Annotated in this window: 16 protein-coding genes; 11 read left to right on the forward strand and 5 right to left on the reverse strand. The window is 31.8% G+C overall.

Annotation, left to right across the window (positions count from 1 at the left end):
- Positions 1–37 precede the first annotated feature (37 nt).
- Both PUD86_02280 and PUD86_02285 read right to left on the reverse strand, forming a co-directional pair.
- The gene (locus tag PUD86_02280) at positions 38–2,362 is read right to left on the reverse strand and encodes a cation-translocating P-type ATPase (GenBank protein ID MDD6776111.1); all 2,325 of its coding nucleotides are present in this window, start codon (positions 2,360–2,362) and stop codon (positions 38–40) included.
- 18 nt (positions 2,363–2,380) lie between these two features.
- Positions 2,381–2,755 (reverse strand): metalloregulator ArsR/SmtB family transcription factor, encoded by a 375-nt coding sequence (locus PUD86_02285; GenBank protein ID MDD6776112.1) that lies wholly within the window; start codon positions 2,753–2,755, stop codon positions 2,381–2,383.
- Positions 2,756–2,931: 176 nt separating this feature from the next.
- Here PUD86_02285 and PUD86_02290 point away from each other — a divergent pair, with 176 nt between their 5' ends.
- Positions 2,932–3,651, forward strand: coding sequence for a DUF4012 domain-containing protein (locus PUD86_02290; protein ID MDD6776113.1), 720 nt, complete (start codon positions 2,932–2,934; stop codon positions 3,649–3,651).
- A gap of 39 nt (positions 3,652–3,690) precedes the next feature.
- On the opposite strand, the gene PUD86_02295 is transcribed toward PUD86_02290, so the two are convergent.
- A complete protein-coding gene (locus PUD86_02295; GenBank protein ID MDD6776114.1) occupies positions 3,691–5,880 on the reverse strand; it encodes an ABC transporter permease in 2,190 nt (729 codons plus the stop codon).
- A 151-nt stretch (positions 5,881–6,031) separates the two neighbouring features.
- Positions 6,032–6,736: an ABC transporter ATP-binding protein gene (locus tag PUD86_02300; GenBank protein MDD6776115.1), complete on the reverse strand. Its 705-nt coding sequence runs from the start codon at positions 6,734–6,736 to the stop codon at positions 6,032–6,034.
- 135 nt (positions 6,737–6,871) lie between these two features.
- Between PUD86_02300 and hisA the strand changes: the two genes are divergently transcribed.
- The 5 genes from hisA to pyrI are packed head-to-tail and all read left to right on the forward strand — an operon-like array spanning position 6,872 to position 10,092.
- A complete protein-coding gene (gene hisA, locus PUD86_02305) occupies positions 6,872–7,609 on the forward strand; it encodes a 1-(5-phosphoribosyl)-5-[(5-phosphoribosylamino)methylideneamino]imidazole-4-carboxamide isomerase (GenBank protein ID MDD6776116.1) in 738 nt (245 codons plus the stop codon).
- A 4-nt stretch (positions 7,610–7,613) separates the two neighbouring features.
- Positions 7,614–8,066 (forward strand): FAD synthase, encoded by a 453-nt coding sequence (locus PUD86_02310; protein ID MDD6776117.1) that lies wholly within the window; start codon positions 7,614–7,616, stop codon positions 8,064–8,066.
- 11 nt (positions 8,067–8,077) lie between these two features.
- Entirely contained in the window at positions 8,078–9,100 is a 1,023-nt protein-coding gene (gene argC, locus PUD86_02315; GenBank protein MDD6776118.1) for an N-acetyl-gamma-glutamyl-phosphate reductase, read from the forward strand.
- An 18-nt stretch (positions 9,101–9,118) separates the two neighbouring features.
- Positions 9,119–9,610: a flavodoxin domain-containing protein gene (locus PUD86_02320; GenBank protein ID MDD6776119.1), complete on the forward strand. Its 492-nt coding sequence runs from the start codon at positions 9,119–9,121 to the stop codon at positions 9,608–9,610.
- Between the two features lie 5 nt (positions 9,611–9,615).
- A complete protein-coding gene (pyrI, locus tag PUD86_02325) occupies positions 9,616–10,092 on the forward strand; it encodes an aspartate carbamoyltransferase regulatory subunit (protein ID MDD6776120.1) in 477 nt (158 codons plus the stop codon).
- Positions 10,093–10,096: 4 nt separating this feature from the next.
- Here pyrI and PUD86_02330 read toward each other — a convergent pair whose 3' ends face one another.
- Positions 10,097–11,302 (reverse strand): GMC family oxidoreductase N-terminal domain-containing protein, encoded by a 1,206-nt coding sequence (locus tag PUD86_02330; GenBank protein MDD6776121.1) that lies wholly within the window; start codon positions 11,300–11,302, stop codon positions 10,097–10,099.
- 119 nt (positions 11,303–11,421) lie between these two features.
- Here PUD86_02330 and PUD86_02335 point away from each other — a divergent pair, with 119 nt between their 5' ends.
- The 5 genes from PUD86_02335 (at position 11,422) to PUD86_02355 (ending at position 15,907) form a co-directional block, all read left to right on the forward strand.
- Entirely contained in the window at positions 11,422–12,792 is a 1,371-nt protein-coding gene (locus tag PUD86_02335; GenBank protein ID MDD6776122.1) for a TldD/PmbA family protein, read from the forward strand.
- A complete protein-coding gene (locus PUD86_02340) occupies positions 12,793–13,350 on the forward strand; it encodes a TIGR00296 family protein (protein MDD6776123.1) in 558 nt (185 codons plus the stop codon).
- 758 nt (positions 13,351–14,108) lie between these two features.
- Positions 14,109–15,137, forward strand: coding sequence for an NOG1 family protein (locus tag PUD86_02345; protein MDD6776124.1), 1,029 nt, complete (start codon positions 14,109–14,111; stop codon positions 15,135–15,137).
- Positions 15,138–15,261: 124 nt separating this feature from the next.
- Positions 15,262–15,726: a hypothetical protein gene (locus tag PUD86_02350; GenBank protein ID MDD6776125.1), complete on the forward strand. Its 465-nt coding sequence runs from the start codon at positions 15,262–15,264 to the stop codon at positions 15,724–15,726.
- A complete protein-coding gene (locus PUD86_02355; GenBank protein ID MDD6776126.1) occupies positions 15,719–15,907 on the forward strand; it encodes a hypothetical protein in 189 nt (62 codons plus the stop codon). Before PUD86_02350 ends, PUD86_02355 begins: the two co-directional genes overlap by 8 nt.
- The last annotated feature ends 44 nt before the right edge of the window (positions 15,908–15,951 follow it).

The raw sequence follows: 15,951 nt of genomic DNA on the forward strand, positions 1-15,951 counted from the left end.
CTAAATATTAAACATTAATCAAATATAAAATTAATTATCAGAATAGTGAATCTTTCACCATTCCAATTCTAAATGAGTTTAAGATTACAAGCATTGTTAATCCTAAATCTCCAAAACCAACAGACATCATCAAAGTAATGACACCAAGGATTGCAAATATTACACATAACATTTTAACTGCAATAGCAATGGAAATGTCCTGTTTGATAATTCTCATTGTTTTATTGGATAATGAGAACAGATATGGGATTTTTGAGATATCATCCTGCATAAGTGCAATATCTGCTGTTTCAATAGCTACATCAGAACCTGCAGCACCCATTGCAATACCAATATCAGCGCATGCTAAAGCTGGAGCATCATTTACACCATCCCCAACCATTGCAACACTACCGAATTTGTTTCTAATTACTTCAAGGAGATTTAATTTGTCTTCAGGCATTAAATTAGAATAAACATAATCTATTCCAATTTCAGATGCAACACTTTTAGCTGCAATCTTGTTATCTCCTGTAAGCATTATAGTTTGAATATTTTGTTTTTTCAAATCAACAATGATTTCACGTGCATTATCTCTGATTTTATCAGCAACAGTGATAATTGCAAGTAATTTTTCACTATTACCAATAAATACAACTGTTTTACCTTCAGATGCATACTTATTGATTTCATCTCTTGATAAATCAAATGAACTGCCTTCAATTAAGGATTCATTAGCAGCATAATATTGATTTTGCTCAATATTAGCAATAATACCTTTTCCAGGGACATTTTTGAAATCATCAACTTCAACAAGTGAAATATCATTTTCATTTGCATAGTTTACAATAGCCTGAGCTATTGGGTGGGAAGACTTATTTTCGATTGATGCTGCGATTTTTATGATTTCTTCTTTTGAGTAGTTTTCATCTAAAACAACAACATCATTTAAAACCAATTTACCTTCTGTTAAAGTACCAGTTTTATCAAATATCACTGCTTTAACGCCACGCATCTGTTCAATATATGAACTACCTTTAATCAATACACCATTTCTAGTAGCTGAAGTAATAGCAGATACCATTCCTACAGGTGTTGAGATTAAAAATGCACAAGGACATGAAATTACCAAAAGAGAAAGTGCCTTATAAACCCAGTCAGTTAAGTCTTGACCAAAGAATACTGGTGGAATTAAAGCAACACAAAGTGCAGCAACCATCATTATTGGAGTATAGTACTTAGCAATTCTTTCAACCAAAGTTTCGGTTTGGGATTTGTTAACTTGGGAATTTTTAACAAACTCAACAATCTTTGATATGACAGAATCCTTAGCCTGTTTAGAAACCTTAATTTCCAAATACCCATCTTCATTTACAGTACCTGAAAATACTTCATCACCAATTTGCTTTAATACAGGAACACTCTCACCAGTAATAGAAGCTTGATTAATTGATGAAGAACCAAAAATAACTTCCCCGTCCAATGGAACTTTATCACCAGGTTTTACAATGACTACATCACCAATTTTAACATAATCAACATTTCTTATCTCTTCTAAGTCACCTACTTTAACTCTTGCAGTATCAGGAGCCATTTCAACTAATGATTTAATTGAACGTTTAGCACGATGCTCTGCATAATCTTCTAAAAATTCTGCAATAAAGTAAAGGAAAGTTACAGCAGCCCCCTCTTCAGGATGACCAATAATAAAAGATGCAATACAAGCAATAGTTACAAGCATTGCAGGACCAACAGTGTGTTTATTAATCAATGATTTAAATGCTAAAACAGCTATTTCATAACCTGCAAATAGAGCACCAAACATGAAAATTACAGTCACTGCAGTTGGACTAAAAGATAAATATTCCATAATTAAACCAGATACAAAACATAATCCACTTGCAGCAATGATTTGAACTGGCCTATTGTATATTAATGGTTCTCCTTCAGCAAATAATTCTTTATTTTCAGAATCATCACAATCAGAGCAATTACAAAGACTTATATCAACATCATTATGGTCGTGAGAGCAGCATTCATCATGCTCATGTTCATGACTATGAGAATGCTCATGACTATGATCATGAGAACAACAATCATCATGCTCATGTTCATGCTCGTGACTATGATCGTGTTCGTGTTCATGACCATGAGAGTGCTCATGAGCGTGATCATGAGAACAACAATCATCATGCTCATGTTCATGTTCATAAGCATCCAAATCCATATTTTTACGTAAATCTTTTAATAATTGTTTATTATAATGATTGGAATTTGTACATTTAATTTCGTCACAATTTGGATCAAAACATATATAATTATAATGTTTAGGATTAAAACAAGATGTTTGTAGACAATCTGCATCATAACATCTATTTTCCATATTACCACCAATTAAAAATTATTCTAATATATGTTCCAAACCTACTTTGTAAATCATTTCTATATGAAGATCAGTTAGAGAATATCTTGCCATTTTACCTTCTTTTTGATATTTAACAATATTATTTGCACGTAAAATCCTTAATTGATTTGAAACAGTTGTTTGATTCAAATCAAGTGCTTCACAAATATCACAAACACATAAATCCTCTAAACAAAGTAGGGAAATAATTTTTAATCTTGTTGGATTACCAAATATTTTAAAGAAATCTGATAATTGTGAAAATTCATCTTCATCAGGAATACGCCCTTTTATACGGTTTACAACATCCTCATGAGAGTCAAAAACTTCACAAACATCATCATTTTTATCATCAAGATTACAATTTTTCATATTCATCACATATATTATATATTTACATATTATGATATGTTTATGTATTTAAATGTTTTCATATCATGATATTATGATATGTTATTTTTAAATAAATTTATATAATGTAACATAAATAATATAGTTAAGATTTATTCTTAAGACTAAATCTAAACAAATTTAGGATTGTGAATACTATGAAAAGAAGCAAAAAATTAATTATTGCAATCCTTCTTGTAATACTCATTGGGTTATTAACATTTATTGCAGGCACATTATTTATGGGTCCAGATTTATCCCAAGAAAACAAGAACATCTTAGTATTAGCATCTGACAAAGAGGAGCAACCAAACGGTGGTGTAGACATGGCATTTATGGTACACTTAGAGAATGGTTCTCTTAAAAACTTTACTCCAGTTTACCCTGGTGAAATGTCACATCCTTCAAAATCCGCTCCAGGTGGATTATCCGGACCTATGATGCTTCACGACTGTCTTTGGGACGGTTTAAGTCAAGGTATGCAAAATGCAAAGGAAATTGTAGAAGCTCGTACTGGAATGAAAGCTGATGCAGTAGTTGTTGTTTATGATAAAGCTGTAGATAGTGTAATTCAGTCTGTAAGTCCACTTAAAATCAAAGGTGTTGAAACAAACCTTAGTGCAACAGACATCATACGTGAAAATGATGCATATAACGGATATAGTGGAAATGAAAATGTTCCTGGAACTATGTCCAGAGGAGATGCCGTGATGGTATTAGTAAAAGCACTTGCTAATGCTGCTAAAGACCCAGACAAAAAAGCTACTATGGTACAAACAGCAATTAATGAGTATTCCAATGGAAATATTGCAATGGAACCTCAAGGTGCATTTACAAGATTACTTGCAACCAAAGGATTTGAAAGCTTAGCTAAATAAATCTTTAAAGAAATTTTTATTCTTTAAAGATTCTTTTTTTTATTCAACGTCTTTTAACGCCTCAACCATATTCAAATCGCCAATTTTATCTGAAAACATTAAATTTACAAATATTGATATTGTAAATGTTATAAATGCAACTAAAATTATGTTTCCACTTGTCAATTGTGGGACATAATAGAAGGATTCGCTTGTTGCATCAAGCATTAATGTCATGAAATAATATCCTAATGGAATTCCTAAAATAAATCCAATAGATGTAAATATCAAGTTTTGAGTCAATAACAATCTTCTTAGGAAATTAGTTTTAAACCCTAAAACCTTTAAAGTCGCAACTTCCCTTTCCATTTCTGTAAATGACAATAATTGTAAGTTATAAAGAACTAAAAATGCCAATAAACCTGCAACAACAGTTACAACAGACACCATCATCAAAACAGACGAAGACATTTCATTCCAGCTCTCACGCATATCATCACGAGTTGAAACTGATTTAATTGAATTAATATTTTCACCAAACTTCTCCGAAGTCAAAATACTTGTTGGTGTAAAGTTTAATCCTTGGTCTTCTAAAGTATCCGGAGACATTATTAATCCCTGTGAAACAGGTTCTGTGTGGATTTGACCAATTGTAGAGTTAACCCACTTATCACTTCCTACAATGTGCCATTTAATTTTATCCCCAATTGATAAATTGAAGTTTTCAGCCATTTTAGCTGAAATAGAAACAACACCTTCCCCAATTTCAATTGGATTTTTATTGCTGTCAGTGTATGAAATCAAATCTGTATTGTTTGAAGCTAAAAGTAAGCCCGTTTTTTCAACATCACCTTTTCTCATTTCAATTGGCATTTGCATTATAAAACTACCGTTTGTTCCATTAATAGCATAATACAATTCCATTTCAGATGCATTATTAGCAATAGCTAGTTTTGATTCAAAATGAGAGATATTATCATATTCCCATGATTCCAAATCATCAATAGTGTCATGCATACCAAATGCTGCAATTAATAATGAAACACAACCCATAACACCAACAATAGCCATTAATGCTCTGAATTTGTTTCTTTTAGCATCACGCCAATTCCAGCGAACATTAAAACTTAAACGCTTCCAGATTTTAGATTTTTCCAACAATCCATTTGATGAAACACTTGGTGCTTTTGATCTTATAGCATCTGCAGGATTTTCATTGGAAATTTGTCTACAGGACAAATAGGTAACTCCCACTGAAGATATAACAAGCAATGCTGCAACAAATATGAAACTTATATCAAATCCAGGATGCCATGCAGGTAAGGTATACCTAGCAGACATTGCCGGATAAAACATTTGTGGAATAACCATAGGTCCAGTAATTAAACCTAAAACAGATCCAACTAATACTGGTAAAAATCCATAAGAAATGTAGTGTAATATAATCTTAGAATCTTTAAAACCAACAGCCTTTAAAATACCAATTTGTGTTCTTTGAGATGCAACAATCCTTGTCATTGTTGTTAAAAGAGTCAAAAAGGTAACCACCATAAAAAGAACCGGGAAAATGTTACCCATCATCTTGTGTTGAGCCATTTCATCATTGAAATTAGATACACTAACATGGTCATCTTTTTTAACAAAGGACAAATAGCTAATTGAATCATCTAATTTTTGTTTAAATTCTTTATCAGACTGATTGTATTTAACAAGCATCCTATTATACTCTATACTATCAGGATATGCTTTATAAGATAAATATGCAAATCCAATATCCTCAAAGTTTGGAGTAACTGATGTTGGTGAGGATTCATAAACATATTCTGGAGAATAACCAATTCCTTTAATTTCTTTAGTAATGGTCTTGCCATCAAATTCAAAAGAAATATTGTCCCCAACATTTAATTCATGGACATCAGCAAAACGCTTATCAAGCCAAACTCCAGATTCATCATTAATATCAAATTCTTTTCCCTGACTAATGGAGAATTTCGAAATATCTCCTTTTTCAACGAAATGCAGCGTAAAATCAGGATCATTATCAAGACCACCAACAGCCGAAATTACAGCCTGTCTTTCAACTTGTGAGGCAAACTCACTTACTTTATTAAAATCATTACTGTCAAAATTATCTTTATATATCCAGCCGTCAGCAAGATTTGTTTGATTATAAAAATCACCGCTGGTTTGTTCTAAACCATAATATTCACCACAAATACCACAATAAGCAAAAATACCTATAAAAGCCATTAAAAATATTGCAATAAATTGGGCTTTATTGATTTTTATATCTCTCAACATCTTTTTGGATAATGACATGATATAGTATATGAAATAAATATGATTTAAATATATTAGTATTGAAAAAAAGAATTTGGTATTTAACTAAATTTTGTTAAAACTACCATTCCAAATCATCAATCTTTTTTGGATTTTCATTAATTACAATGCTTTCAATTTGCCCATTTTTGATTCTAATTACTTTATCTGCAGCTTCTGCTAAAACTGCATTGTGAGTAACTATAACAACAGTAGTATTTTTATTATTACTCATATCCTGAAGAAGATTCAAAATCAAAACACCAGTATTTGAATCAAGAGCACCAGTTGGTTCATCACACAAAAGCATAGTTGGCTGTTTAGCTACTGCGCGTGCAATAGAAACCCTTTGCTGTTCTCCACCAGACAATTGAGCAGGAAATTGATTGGCACGTTTTTTAAGACCAACAGAATCCAAAACATCTTCACCTTCAATATCAACATCAACAATATCTTTCATAAGTTCAACATTTTCAAGTGCTGTTAAATTAGGAATAAGGTTATAGAATTGGAAGATGAACCCAACATTTTTAGCCCGGTATTCTGTTAGCTGATTATCATCAAAAGATTCAATATTTCTACCATCAACAATAATTTGGCCTGATGTAACAGTATCCATACCACCTAAAAGGTTTAGTAATGTTGATTTACCTGCACCGGACGGCCCAAGGATTATAACAAATTCTCCTTCATCAATTGTAAAACTAATATCATCAATAGCTTTTACAATGTGTTCCCCGGATTGATAGTGTTTATTGACATTTTTAAATTCAATTATTGTGTCCATAATATTTACTTCCAATCAATTAATAATCTCTACTTTAACATATCATTTATTAATTATATATACTATTAAGAAAAACATATAAAAGAACTCAAAACATAATTATATTATAATAAATTATTACAGGAAAAATTGTAAATGTCATTCAAAAAAGATGAAATGTTAATAATGCCCGCAGTTGATATTAAGAATGGAAAATGCGTGCAGCTTGTTCAAGGCGAACCTGGAAGTGAAATGGTTGAAATTGAAAATCCAGAACGTGTTGCAAAACATTGGGAGGATTTAGGAGCTAAAAATATCCACGTTATTGACTTAGATGGAACCATCAACGGAGTCGCTAGTTTCGATGTTATTAAAAAAATATTAGACGAAGTTATTGTACCAATCCAACTTGGTGGTGGAATTAGAAGCCTTGATTATGCTCGCCAATTATTGGATTTGGATATTGAAAGATTGATAATTGGAACCATGGGCATTCAACAACCAGAAACCATTACTCAATTATCCGAAGAATACGGATCTGAGAGAATAATGATTTCCCTTGACAGTAAAGACAACAAAGTAGTTATTAAAGGATGGCAGGAAAAGATTGACAAAAGCCCTGTTGAACTTTCAGCGGAATTTAAAGAACATGGTGCAGGAAGCATTCTTTTTACAAATGTTGATGTAGAAGGACTTCTTGGTGGATTTTACACCGACCCTGTAATTAATCTTAAAAAATCCGTAGACATCCCAATTGTTTATTCAGGTGGAATTACCACAATCGATGATATACAAAAATTAAATGAAAGTGGTGTGGAAGGTATTGTAATAGGTTCTGCACTTTATAAAAATAAAATCGATTTAACTGAAGCTTTAAAATATCAAAAGAGGTAATTTAATGAAAGTAATGGCAACAGGGACATTCGACATACTTCATCCAGGACACGTATTATTCCTTCAAAAAGCTAAGGAATTAGGTGGAGAGGATGCTGTTCTTGCAGTTGTAATAGCTAGGGATTCGACTGTTGAACAAAGAAAAAGAATACCCATAATACCTCAAGAACAAAGGCTTGAAATGATTAAAAGCCTTAAACCTGTTGATGAGGCATATCTTGGACATGATGGAGATATGTTTAAAATTGTCGAAGAAATAAACCCCGACATAATCGCAATAGGTTCAGATCAAGATCATGACGTTATAAAATTACAGTCCGCTCTCGATAAAAGAGGAATAAACGCAAAAGCTATGCGTGTTGAGGATTATATGTTTGGAGAGCTTGACAGTACTTGTAAAATTATTAGAAGAATAAAACATACTGACTTTAAAGATAAAACTGGAGAAATAGATTAGGAGACAATGAAATGAAGAGTGTAGCAATTATAGGAGCAAGTGGATATACTGGTGGAGAACTTTTAAGAATGCTTAGCGTACATCCTGATGTTGAAGTAGTAGAAGTCACATCAAGGAAATTAGACGGCCAGCCTGTTCATAAAACCCACCCACATATAAGAGACAGTGGACTTGTTTTTAAAGACAAAAAACCATCTGATTTAGATGTTGATTTGGTATTTACTGCAACACCTCATGGTGCTTCAATGAAGATTGTTCCTGAACTTTTAGAAACCGGAAATAAAGTAGTTGACTTAAGTGGAGATTACAGATACCGTGACACAGAAGTTTATGAAAAATGGTATGGAATGGAGCACACTGATAAAGAAAACAAAGGAGCATTTGGGCTTCCTGAATTATACAGAGATGAAATTAAAAAATCAGATTTAGTAGCAAATCCAGGATGTTTCCCAACCGGTGCAATCTTATCATCTTACCCATTAGTTAAAAATGATATTGTTGATAGAATAATCATTGATTCAAAAACTGGAGTAAGTGGAGCTGGAGTAAACCCATCTGCAGTTACACATTATCCAAATATTGCAGATAACTCAAATCCATATAAAATAACTACACACAGACACTCATCAGAAATCAAACAGGAATTACACGGTTTTGATGATGTAAAAGTTTCATTTACACCACATTTAGTACCAGTAATTAGAGGAATACAAACTACAAGCCACAGTTTCTTAAAAGAAGAACACGAAGACATTACTGGTGATGAAATTAAAAAATTATACGAAAAAGAATATGGAAAAGAATTCTTCATTAAGCTTATGGATGACGGAGAAATACCTCATTTAAGCTCAGTTAGAGGTTCTAACTTTGTACATATCGGAGGATATGAAATAGACGATACTGGTAGACTCGTAATGTTATCCTGTATTGACAACCTTGTTAAAGGTGCATCAGGTCAAGCTATTCAAAATATGAATATTTTACTTGGCCTTGAGGAAAATGCAGGATTAAGACACTTAGGACTCCATCCTTAAAAAAGAGGAGTGAATAAAATGGCTACATTAGTAATTTATTATTCCCAAACAGGAACAACAGAATTAGTGGCTCATACTTTGGCTAAAAACTTAAGAACCAGCGTATTGGAAGTAAAAGATTTAAAAAATCGTAACGGATTAAAAAATAAACTATTAGCATCAATTAGTGCTTTTAGAGAAAGTAAAACTAAAATATCTCCTGCAAGAGTTGATTTAACAGATTATGACACAATAGTATTTGGAACACCTACATGGTTAGGAAATCCAACACCTGCTATTTTAACAATGATTGACAACTGCAATTTAACCGGAAAGGACGTTATTTTATTTGCTACAATGGATTCCAATGCAGATTCAAATATCGAAAGACTTGAAGAAAAAGTTAAAATGCGTGGAGCAAGAGTAATTGAAAGCTTTACAATTTCAACTAAAAATAAATCAGCAGAAAAGTTAATCAGTGATACTGAAGCTATTATTGAGATGAAAGATTTAAAAATGTATACAAGGTAGATTAAATGGCTAATGACAAATCTGAATTAAAAATTAAAGCAATTGAAAACGGTACTGTAATTGACCACATTACTGCAAACAAAACATTGCACATTCTAAAGATTTTAGGATTACCTGACAATGAAACACAAAATATTACTGTGGCGATGAATGTATCTTCAAAAGAACTTGGTAGAAAAGACATTCTTAAAATTGAAAACAGAGAATTGGATCACGAAGAACTTAATCAGGTTGCTTTAATTGCTCCAAAAGCTACTATTAACATTATCCGTGATTATAAACCTGTTAAAAAGAATAAAATTGTACTACCTAATAAAATTACATCCATTATTAAGTGTACAAATCCAAAATGTATTACTAACTACGAAAATGAGCCAATAACTCCAATTTTTAATGTAGTTACTGAAAACCCACCTGTAGTTAGATGTCATTATTGTGAAAAATTAATAGAAACAGAAGATATTTACAAACAATTTGAATAATCTTCTATTTTTTTAAATAGTCTGCTAATCTTTTAGATAATGCAAGTATTGTTAATATTGGTGGTTTTCCAGGAGATATTGGCAATACACTTGCATCACAGACAAATAAATTTTCAATTTCTGTTTCTAAGTTACTGTCAACTATTTCACCGATTTTTGCAGTTCCACCAGGATGTGCTCCTCTGTAAACAGTTGAACAGATTGTATTTGGGTCAACACCTGCTTTTTGTAAAACAAAACCTGCTGTAGCAACTCCTTCTGCAAGATAGCGAATATCCTGAATTGTATTTATTTTAACAACATCCCCATCGTCAGTCACATACCCTTTACATTCATCAGAGGTTTTTACCATAATACTGAGAATGTCTTTTTCTGTAACTTCTTCATCATCAATGTTTCCTGGAATAAATGAGGAATAATGTGGTGCTAAAACAAAGTTTTTACCAACAATAAGACCAGCCATTTGAACTTCGGTGTTGTAGTTTATGTCTTTGATAAATCCTCCGACACTTACGAAAGGATCAAAGAATATTTCACGACCAGCTTCTTCAAATCCGGATTTTCTTAAAATTAAAGTAGAACCAATAGCTCCAGCAGACAATACAACTTTATCAGCAAATAATGTTTCTTCTTTGCCGTCTTTAATGTATTTAACACCTTTTACCTGACCATTTTCAGATATTACTTCAAAAACATCAGCATCACAGATTAATGTTGCACCATTTTCAACTGCTTCATCAACAAAATCTTTTCCGGTAAATTTAGCATCAACAGGACATCCAAATGCACACTTACCACATTGGATACACTCTTCTTCACGAATAGCTTTAGGCATTTTCATAGTCTGAAGACCAAGTTCATAACCTGCATCCAAAAATGCCTGGGTTCCTTTTCCAATATGAGAATCATCAAGTGGATGAACATTTATTAAATCTTCAACATAATCATATGCATCAGATAAATCAATATCATAATCTAACAACTCATCTGTGAGTGCACGCACCATATTGGACATTGATACTGCTGTTGCACCACCAATACAAGTGGTTGTAAGTAAATCTACATCTTCACTGTATTTATCATAATAGTTAAACGCATCTTTAGGATGTGTATAAGGTCCTTTTTCTAAAATAGTAACATCAATACCTTCCCTAGCAAGTTCACGAGCTAATATTGCTCCACCTGCACCGGTACCTACAATAATAATCATCATATCACCTATTATAAAAATATATCAATTGTTATATTTATATATTTTTTTAAATATAAAAAACTTTTATTTAATATGTAATTCATAACTAATAATGAATAATCTTTTTGAGTGATAAAATGGAAGAATATATCGATTTATTCGAAAAAGTCATTGCAAAAACAAGCTCACAGGTAGACTACATTGATATTAGAGCAGGAGCAGGAAATGCAACCTCAATTTTAATGAAAGATAGTAATGTAGACGAAATTAACACTGGAATGAGCCTTGCTGCAACAGTAAGAGTGTTAAATAATGGAGCATGGGGTTTTGCACATACTACAGATTTATCTAAATTAAATGAAATAACAGATACTGCAATCAAATTTTCAAACTCATTAAAAGGAGACGTTCAATTAAGTGAAACAGACATTATTAAGGACAAAGTAGCAGTTGATGTGAAAATTCCATTTAATGACATTTCTATTGAAGAAAAAAAGGACATAATGAAACAGGCAAATGATGCAGCACTTATTGATAAAGTCAACAGTACAACAGTAAGCTATTCTGACAGCGAAGTTGATTCTATATTTTTAAACAGTGAAGGCAGTGAAATTCAAGTCAAAACCAGTAGAGTAAGAATGGCTCTTAATGCATCTGCAACTGACGGTGAAATTATACAGTTCGGACATGGAAGTCTTGGTGGAGTAAAAGGATTTGAAGCAATAGCTGAAACTGACATAGAACAATTTGGAAGAACCATCGGTGAAAAAGCAGTCAGATTACTTGATGCTAAACCTGCACCATCTGGAAACTTCCCAGTAATAGCTGACCCTGAACTAACTGGTGTTTTAGTTCACGAAGCATTGGGACATGCCGTTGAAGGTGATTTGATTTTACAAAACGATTCTATTCTTAAAGACAAAATGGGATGTAAAATTGCATCAGATATCGTTAACATTTTTGATGATGCAAGTCTCAAAGAAGGATTTGGATACTATCCTTATGACGTAGAAGGAGTTAAAACAGCACCTAATCAATTAGTAAAAGATGGAGAGCTAGTATCACTTTTAAATTCAAGAGAAACAGCATCCAAATTAAATATGAAATCTTCCGGAAATGCAAGATCAGCAATTTCAGACCAACCCATTGTTAGAATGAGTAACACATACTTGCAGCCTGGAGACAACACCTTTGAAGAATTAATAGAAGATATTCCTGACGGAATCTATCTTAAAGGTTCAAGAGGAGGACAAGTGGACACAGGTAAAGGAATATTCCAGTTCAATGCTGCTGAAGGTTATTTAATCAAAGACGGAGAAATTACAACTCCTCTAAGAGACGTTTCATTATCTGGAAACATATTAGAAACATTAAAAAATATTGACGCTATTGGAAATGACTTCAAATTAAGCGTAGGATTTTGTGGAAAAGACGGCCAGACTGCACCAGTAGGTGACGGAGGACCTCACACTAGAATCTTAAATTCACTTGTTGGGGGAATGGGATAAATGATTAGTGACAAAGCAGGACAATATTTGGTTGATTTAGCAAAAGAAGCAATTAAACAATATTTAAAAACTGGTGAAAAAATAGCAAAAGGCGAAGATTATCCTATTGAATTAGATGAAAAATTAGGAGTCTTTGTAACTTTAAACAAAAATGAAGAACTAAGAGGATGTATTGGGTATGCAGAACCAATCATGAGTGCCATTGAAGCAACAATTGATGTAGCTATTGCTGCAAGTGTTAACGATCCAAGATTTCCGAAAGTTGCTTTAGATGAATTGGAAAACATTGATTTGGAAGTAACAGTTCTTACAAAACCAGAAATGATTATTGTTGCACACTACGAACAGTACTTTGATGAAATTGAAATTGGTGAAGATGGCCTAATAATCCAAAAAGGATACTCCAGAGGTTTATTATTACCTCAAGTAGCAACAGAAAACGGATTTAATGTGGAAAACTTTTTAGAACACACATGTATGAAAGCAGGAATAAGTGCAGACAGCTGGATGGATGAAAGTTGTGATGTATACAAATTCCAAGGCCAAATTTTTAAATAATTTAAAATAATAAAAATAAGATAAATTGGTGATTATATGGTAAAATGCAGCGAATGTAATACTGAATTAGAAGAAAAATGCTAAATTTTGTCCAGATTGTGGTGCAAAAGTAGAAATAATTGAAGCAGAAGTAGTAAACGAAGAAACACAAGCAATTAGAGGTACTAAGTTTTGTGAAAACTGTGGTAAAGAAATAGATTATAATGCAGTAATCTGTCCTAAATGTGGAGTTTAAATAGCAAAAACTGCTGAAGAAAAAAATCCATTTTTAGCTTTAATTTTATCATTCTTTATTCCAGGAGTAGGTCAATTCTATAATGGCCAACCAAAAAAAGGAATTATGATTATTATTGCAGGAGCAATATCCGTTTTCTTATGTCTCCTTTTAATCGGAGCACTTTTATACTTAATCGTGTAGTTATACTCATTATATGATGCATACACCACTGCAGAAGCACTCAATAGAGGAGAAATCCTTGAAGACAAACTCTTCTAAATTTTTTTAAAAAAATAGTTTAAATGAAGAAAAATATTAATTATAATATTTTTTTATTTTATTCTATTTCTCTATATTTTAAAACTTCCAAAGCCCTATTTTTTTACTAGAACATTTTTTCATACAAATAATTAATTCTAAAACAGTTTTAACTTCATAAATTTATAGCATTATCCACAAATTTAATTAACTATCCCAATCAAAAACTATTACATAAACGTTCTGAGAAAAACAACATAATTATATTTAAATAGTGATTAAAATGATGATTCCAACAATACCTACACCACAAGAATTACTTGATAAAGGATTTAGTAGGGGTAAAAAACAGGCAGACCTATTGAGAGGTCAAAAAATACCTAAACACTTAAAAGGTAAAAGAATTGAAGAAAGAAGAGTAGTAACCTCATGTCAGGTTATTAAAGATAAATTAAAATCCATTTTGGATGCAGTTCCGGAAATTGAAAGTCTCCACCCATTCTATCAAGACTACATTGATATTACAGTTGGTGTAGATGATATGAAACAGGCATTAGGTGCTCTTAACTGGGCATTTGGTATTATTACCCAGCTTGAAAAAGAATACGGAGCAAAAATTAGAAAAAATCCATCTGAAAGAGCAACCAGCATTCAAAAACAGGCATATGGAAGAATTGCATCTGTTGTAAATAAAATCGAAAAGGATTTAGATTTCCTCGATTTTGCAAAACAAAACTTAAGAAACATGCCAACAATTGATTTTGATGCAACAACTATTGTAATTGCAGGATTCCCGAATGTAGGTAAATCAACATTACTTAGACAAATTACCGGAGCAGATCCTCAAGTTGCAAACTATCCATTTACAACAAAAGGTATTCAAATCGGACATACTGAAAGACACTGGAAAAGCATACAGATTATCGACACTCCAGGTTTACTTGACAGACCTGTTTTAGATATGAATGATATTGAAATGAATGCGATTGTAGCTTTAGAACACTTGGCTGATGCAATTTTATTTATTTTTGATGCTTCAGAAACCTGTGGATTCCACTTGGAAAACCAATACAATCTCTTAAAACAAATCGAAAAGATCTTTTCAGAAATTCCAGTTGTTTACTTATTTAACAAAATGGACTTAATTGAAGATACTGAATATCTTAACGAATACATTGACGATGAAGAAAATTCCATTTTCATATCTGCAATTGAAGGAGAAGGTATTGACAAAATCAATAAAAAATTCGATAAAATTAAAAAAATAGACCGTAGCGTTAAAGAAGATGAAGATGACGACGAATATTATTAAATATTTGTCAAACACCACTTCTTTTAATCCATTACATTAATTTTTTTATAAAAACCATCTCACCACAGATTAAATAATAAATCATTATATATTTTTGATAAAATATTATTAATCAGTGATTATAATGAGAGTAAAATTAGCATTGTTTTTAATAATACTGCTTATTGCCATACCACATATATCTGCAGTCGATACAAGTGATTGGATAGAACTTACAGTAAATAATGTAGACTTTAAAATTCCAGACAAATATTTTAATGAAAGCAAAGGTAAAAATCATATCAAATCATATCGTTATAGTAATCAATTTGCCATTATTTCCTGTGTGGATTATAATACTTTAAAAAAAGAATATGGTTATGACTCAACATCTGAAGGACTTGTTGACATTACCCAAACTTCAGTTTCAGGCCATGATTTGATCCATATTTATGATAATTATAAATCCAGATGGGACTCTACAGGTTTTAATACATCTTATGTGTTTTTTTCAACCGGCACTAAAATATTTAAAATTTCATATAAAGGAGATAAAATAACAAATGAAATAAAAGAAATCATTAAAAATACTCCTAAATCAAATGTCTGAAGAAACATTTATAACTAAATTAGATAATGCTCAAAGAGATTATTTAACAGAAGAATATAATAAAAACCTAGAATTAGATCTAGAAGATTATTACAGAACATATAACGATGAACATGACCGTGGACACTTCTATTATTGGGGAACTAATGGATTTGGTGTTGGTGGAACTCATAGGTACTAACCTATGACCCAATACCCATCTATTTTTTTAAAATCATAATAACA

It is taken from the genome of Methanobacteriaceae archaeon, from assembly GCA_029219465.1.
Classification (GTDB): domain Archaea; phylum Methanobacteriota; class Methanobacteria; order Methanobacteriales; family Methanobacteriaceae; genus Methanocatella.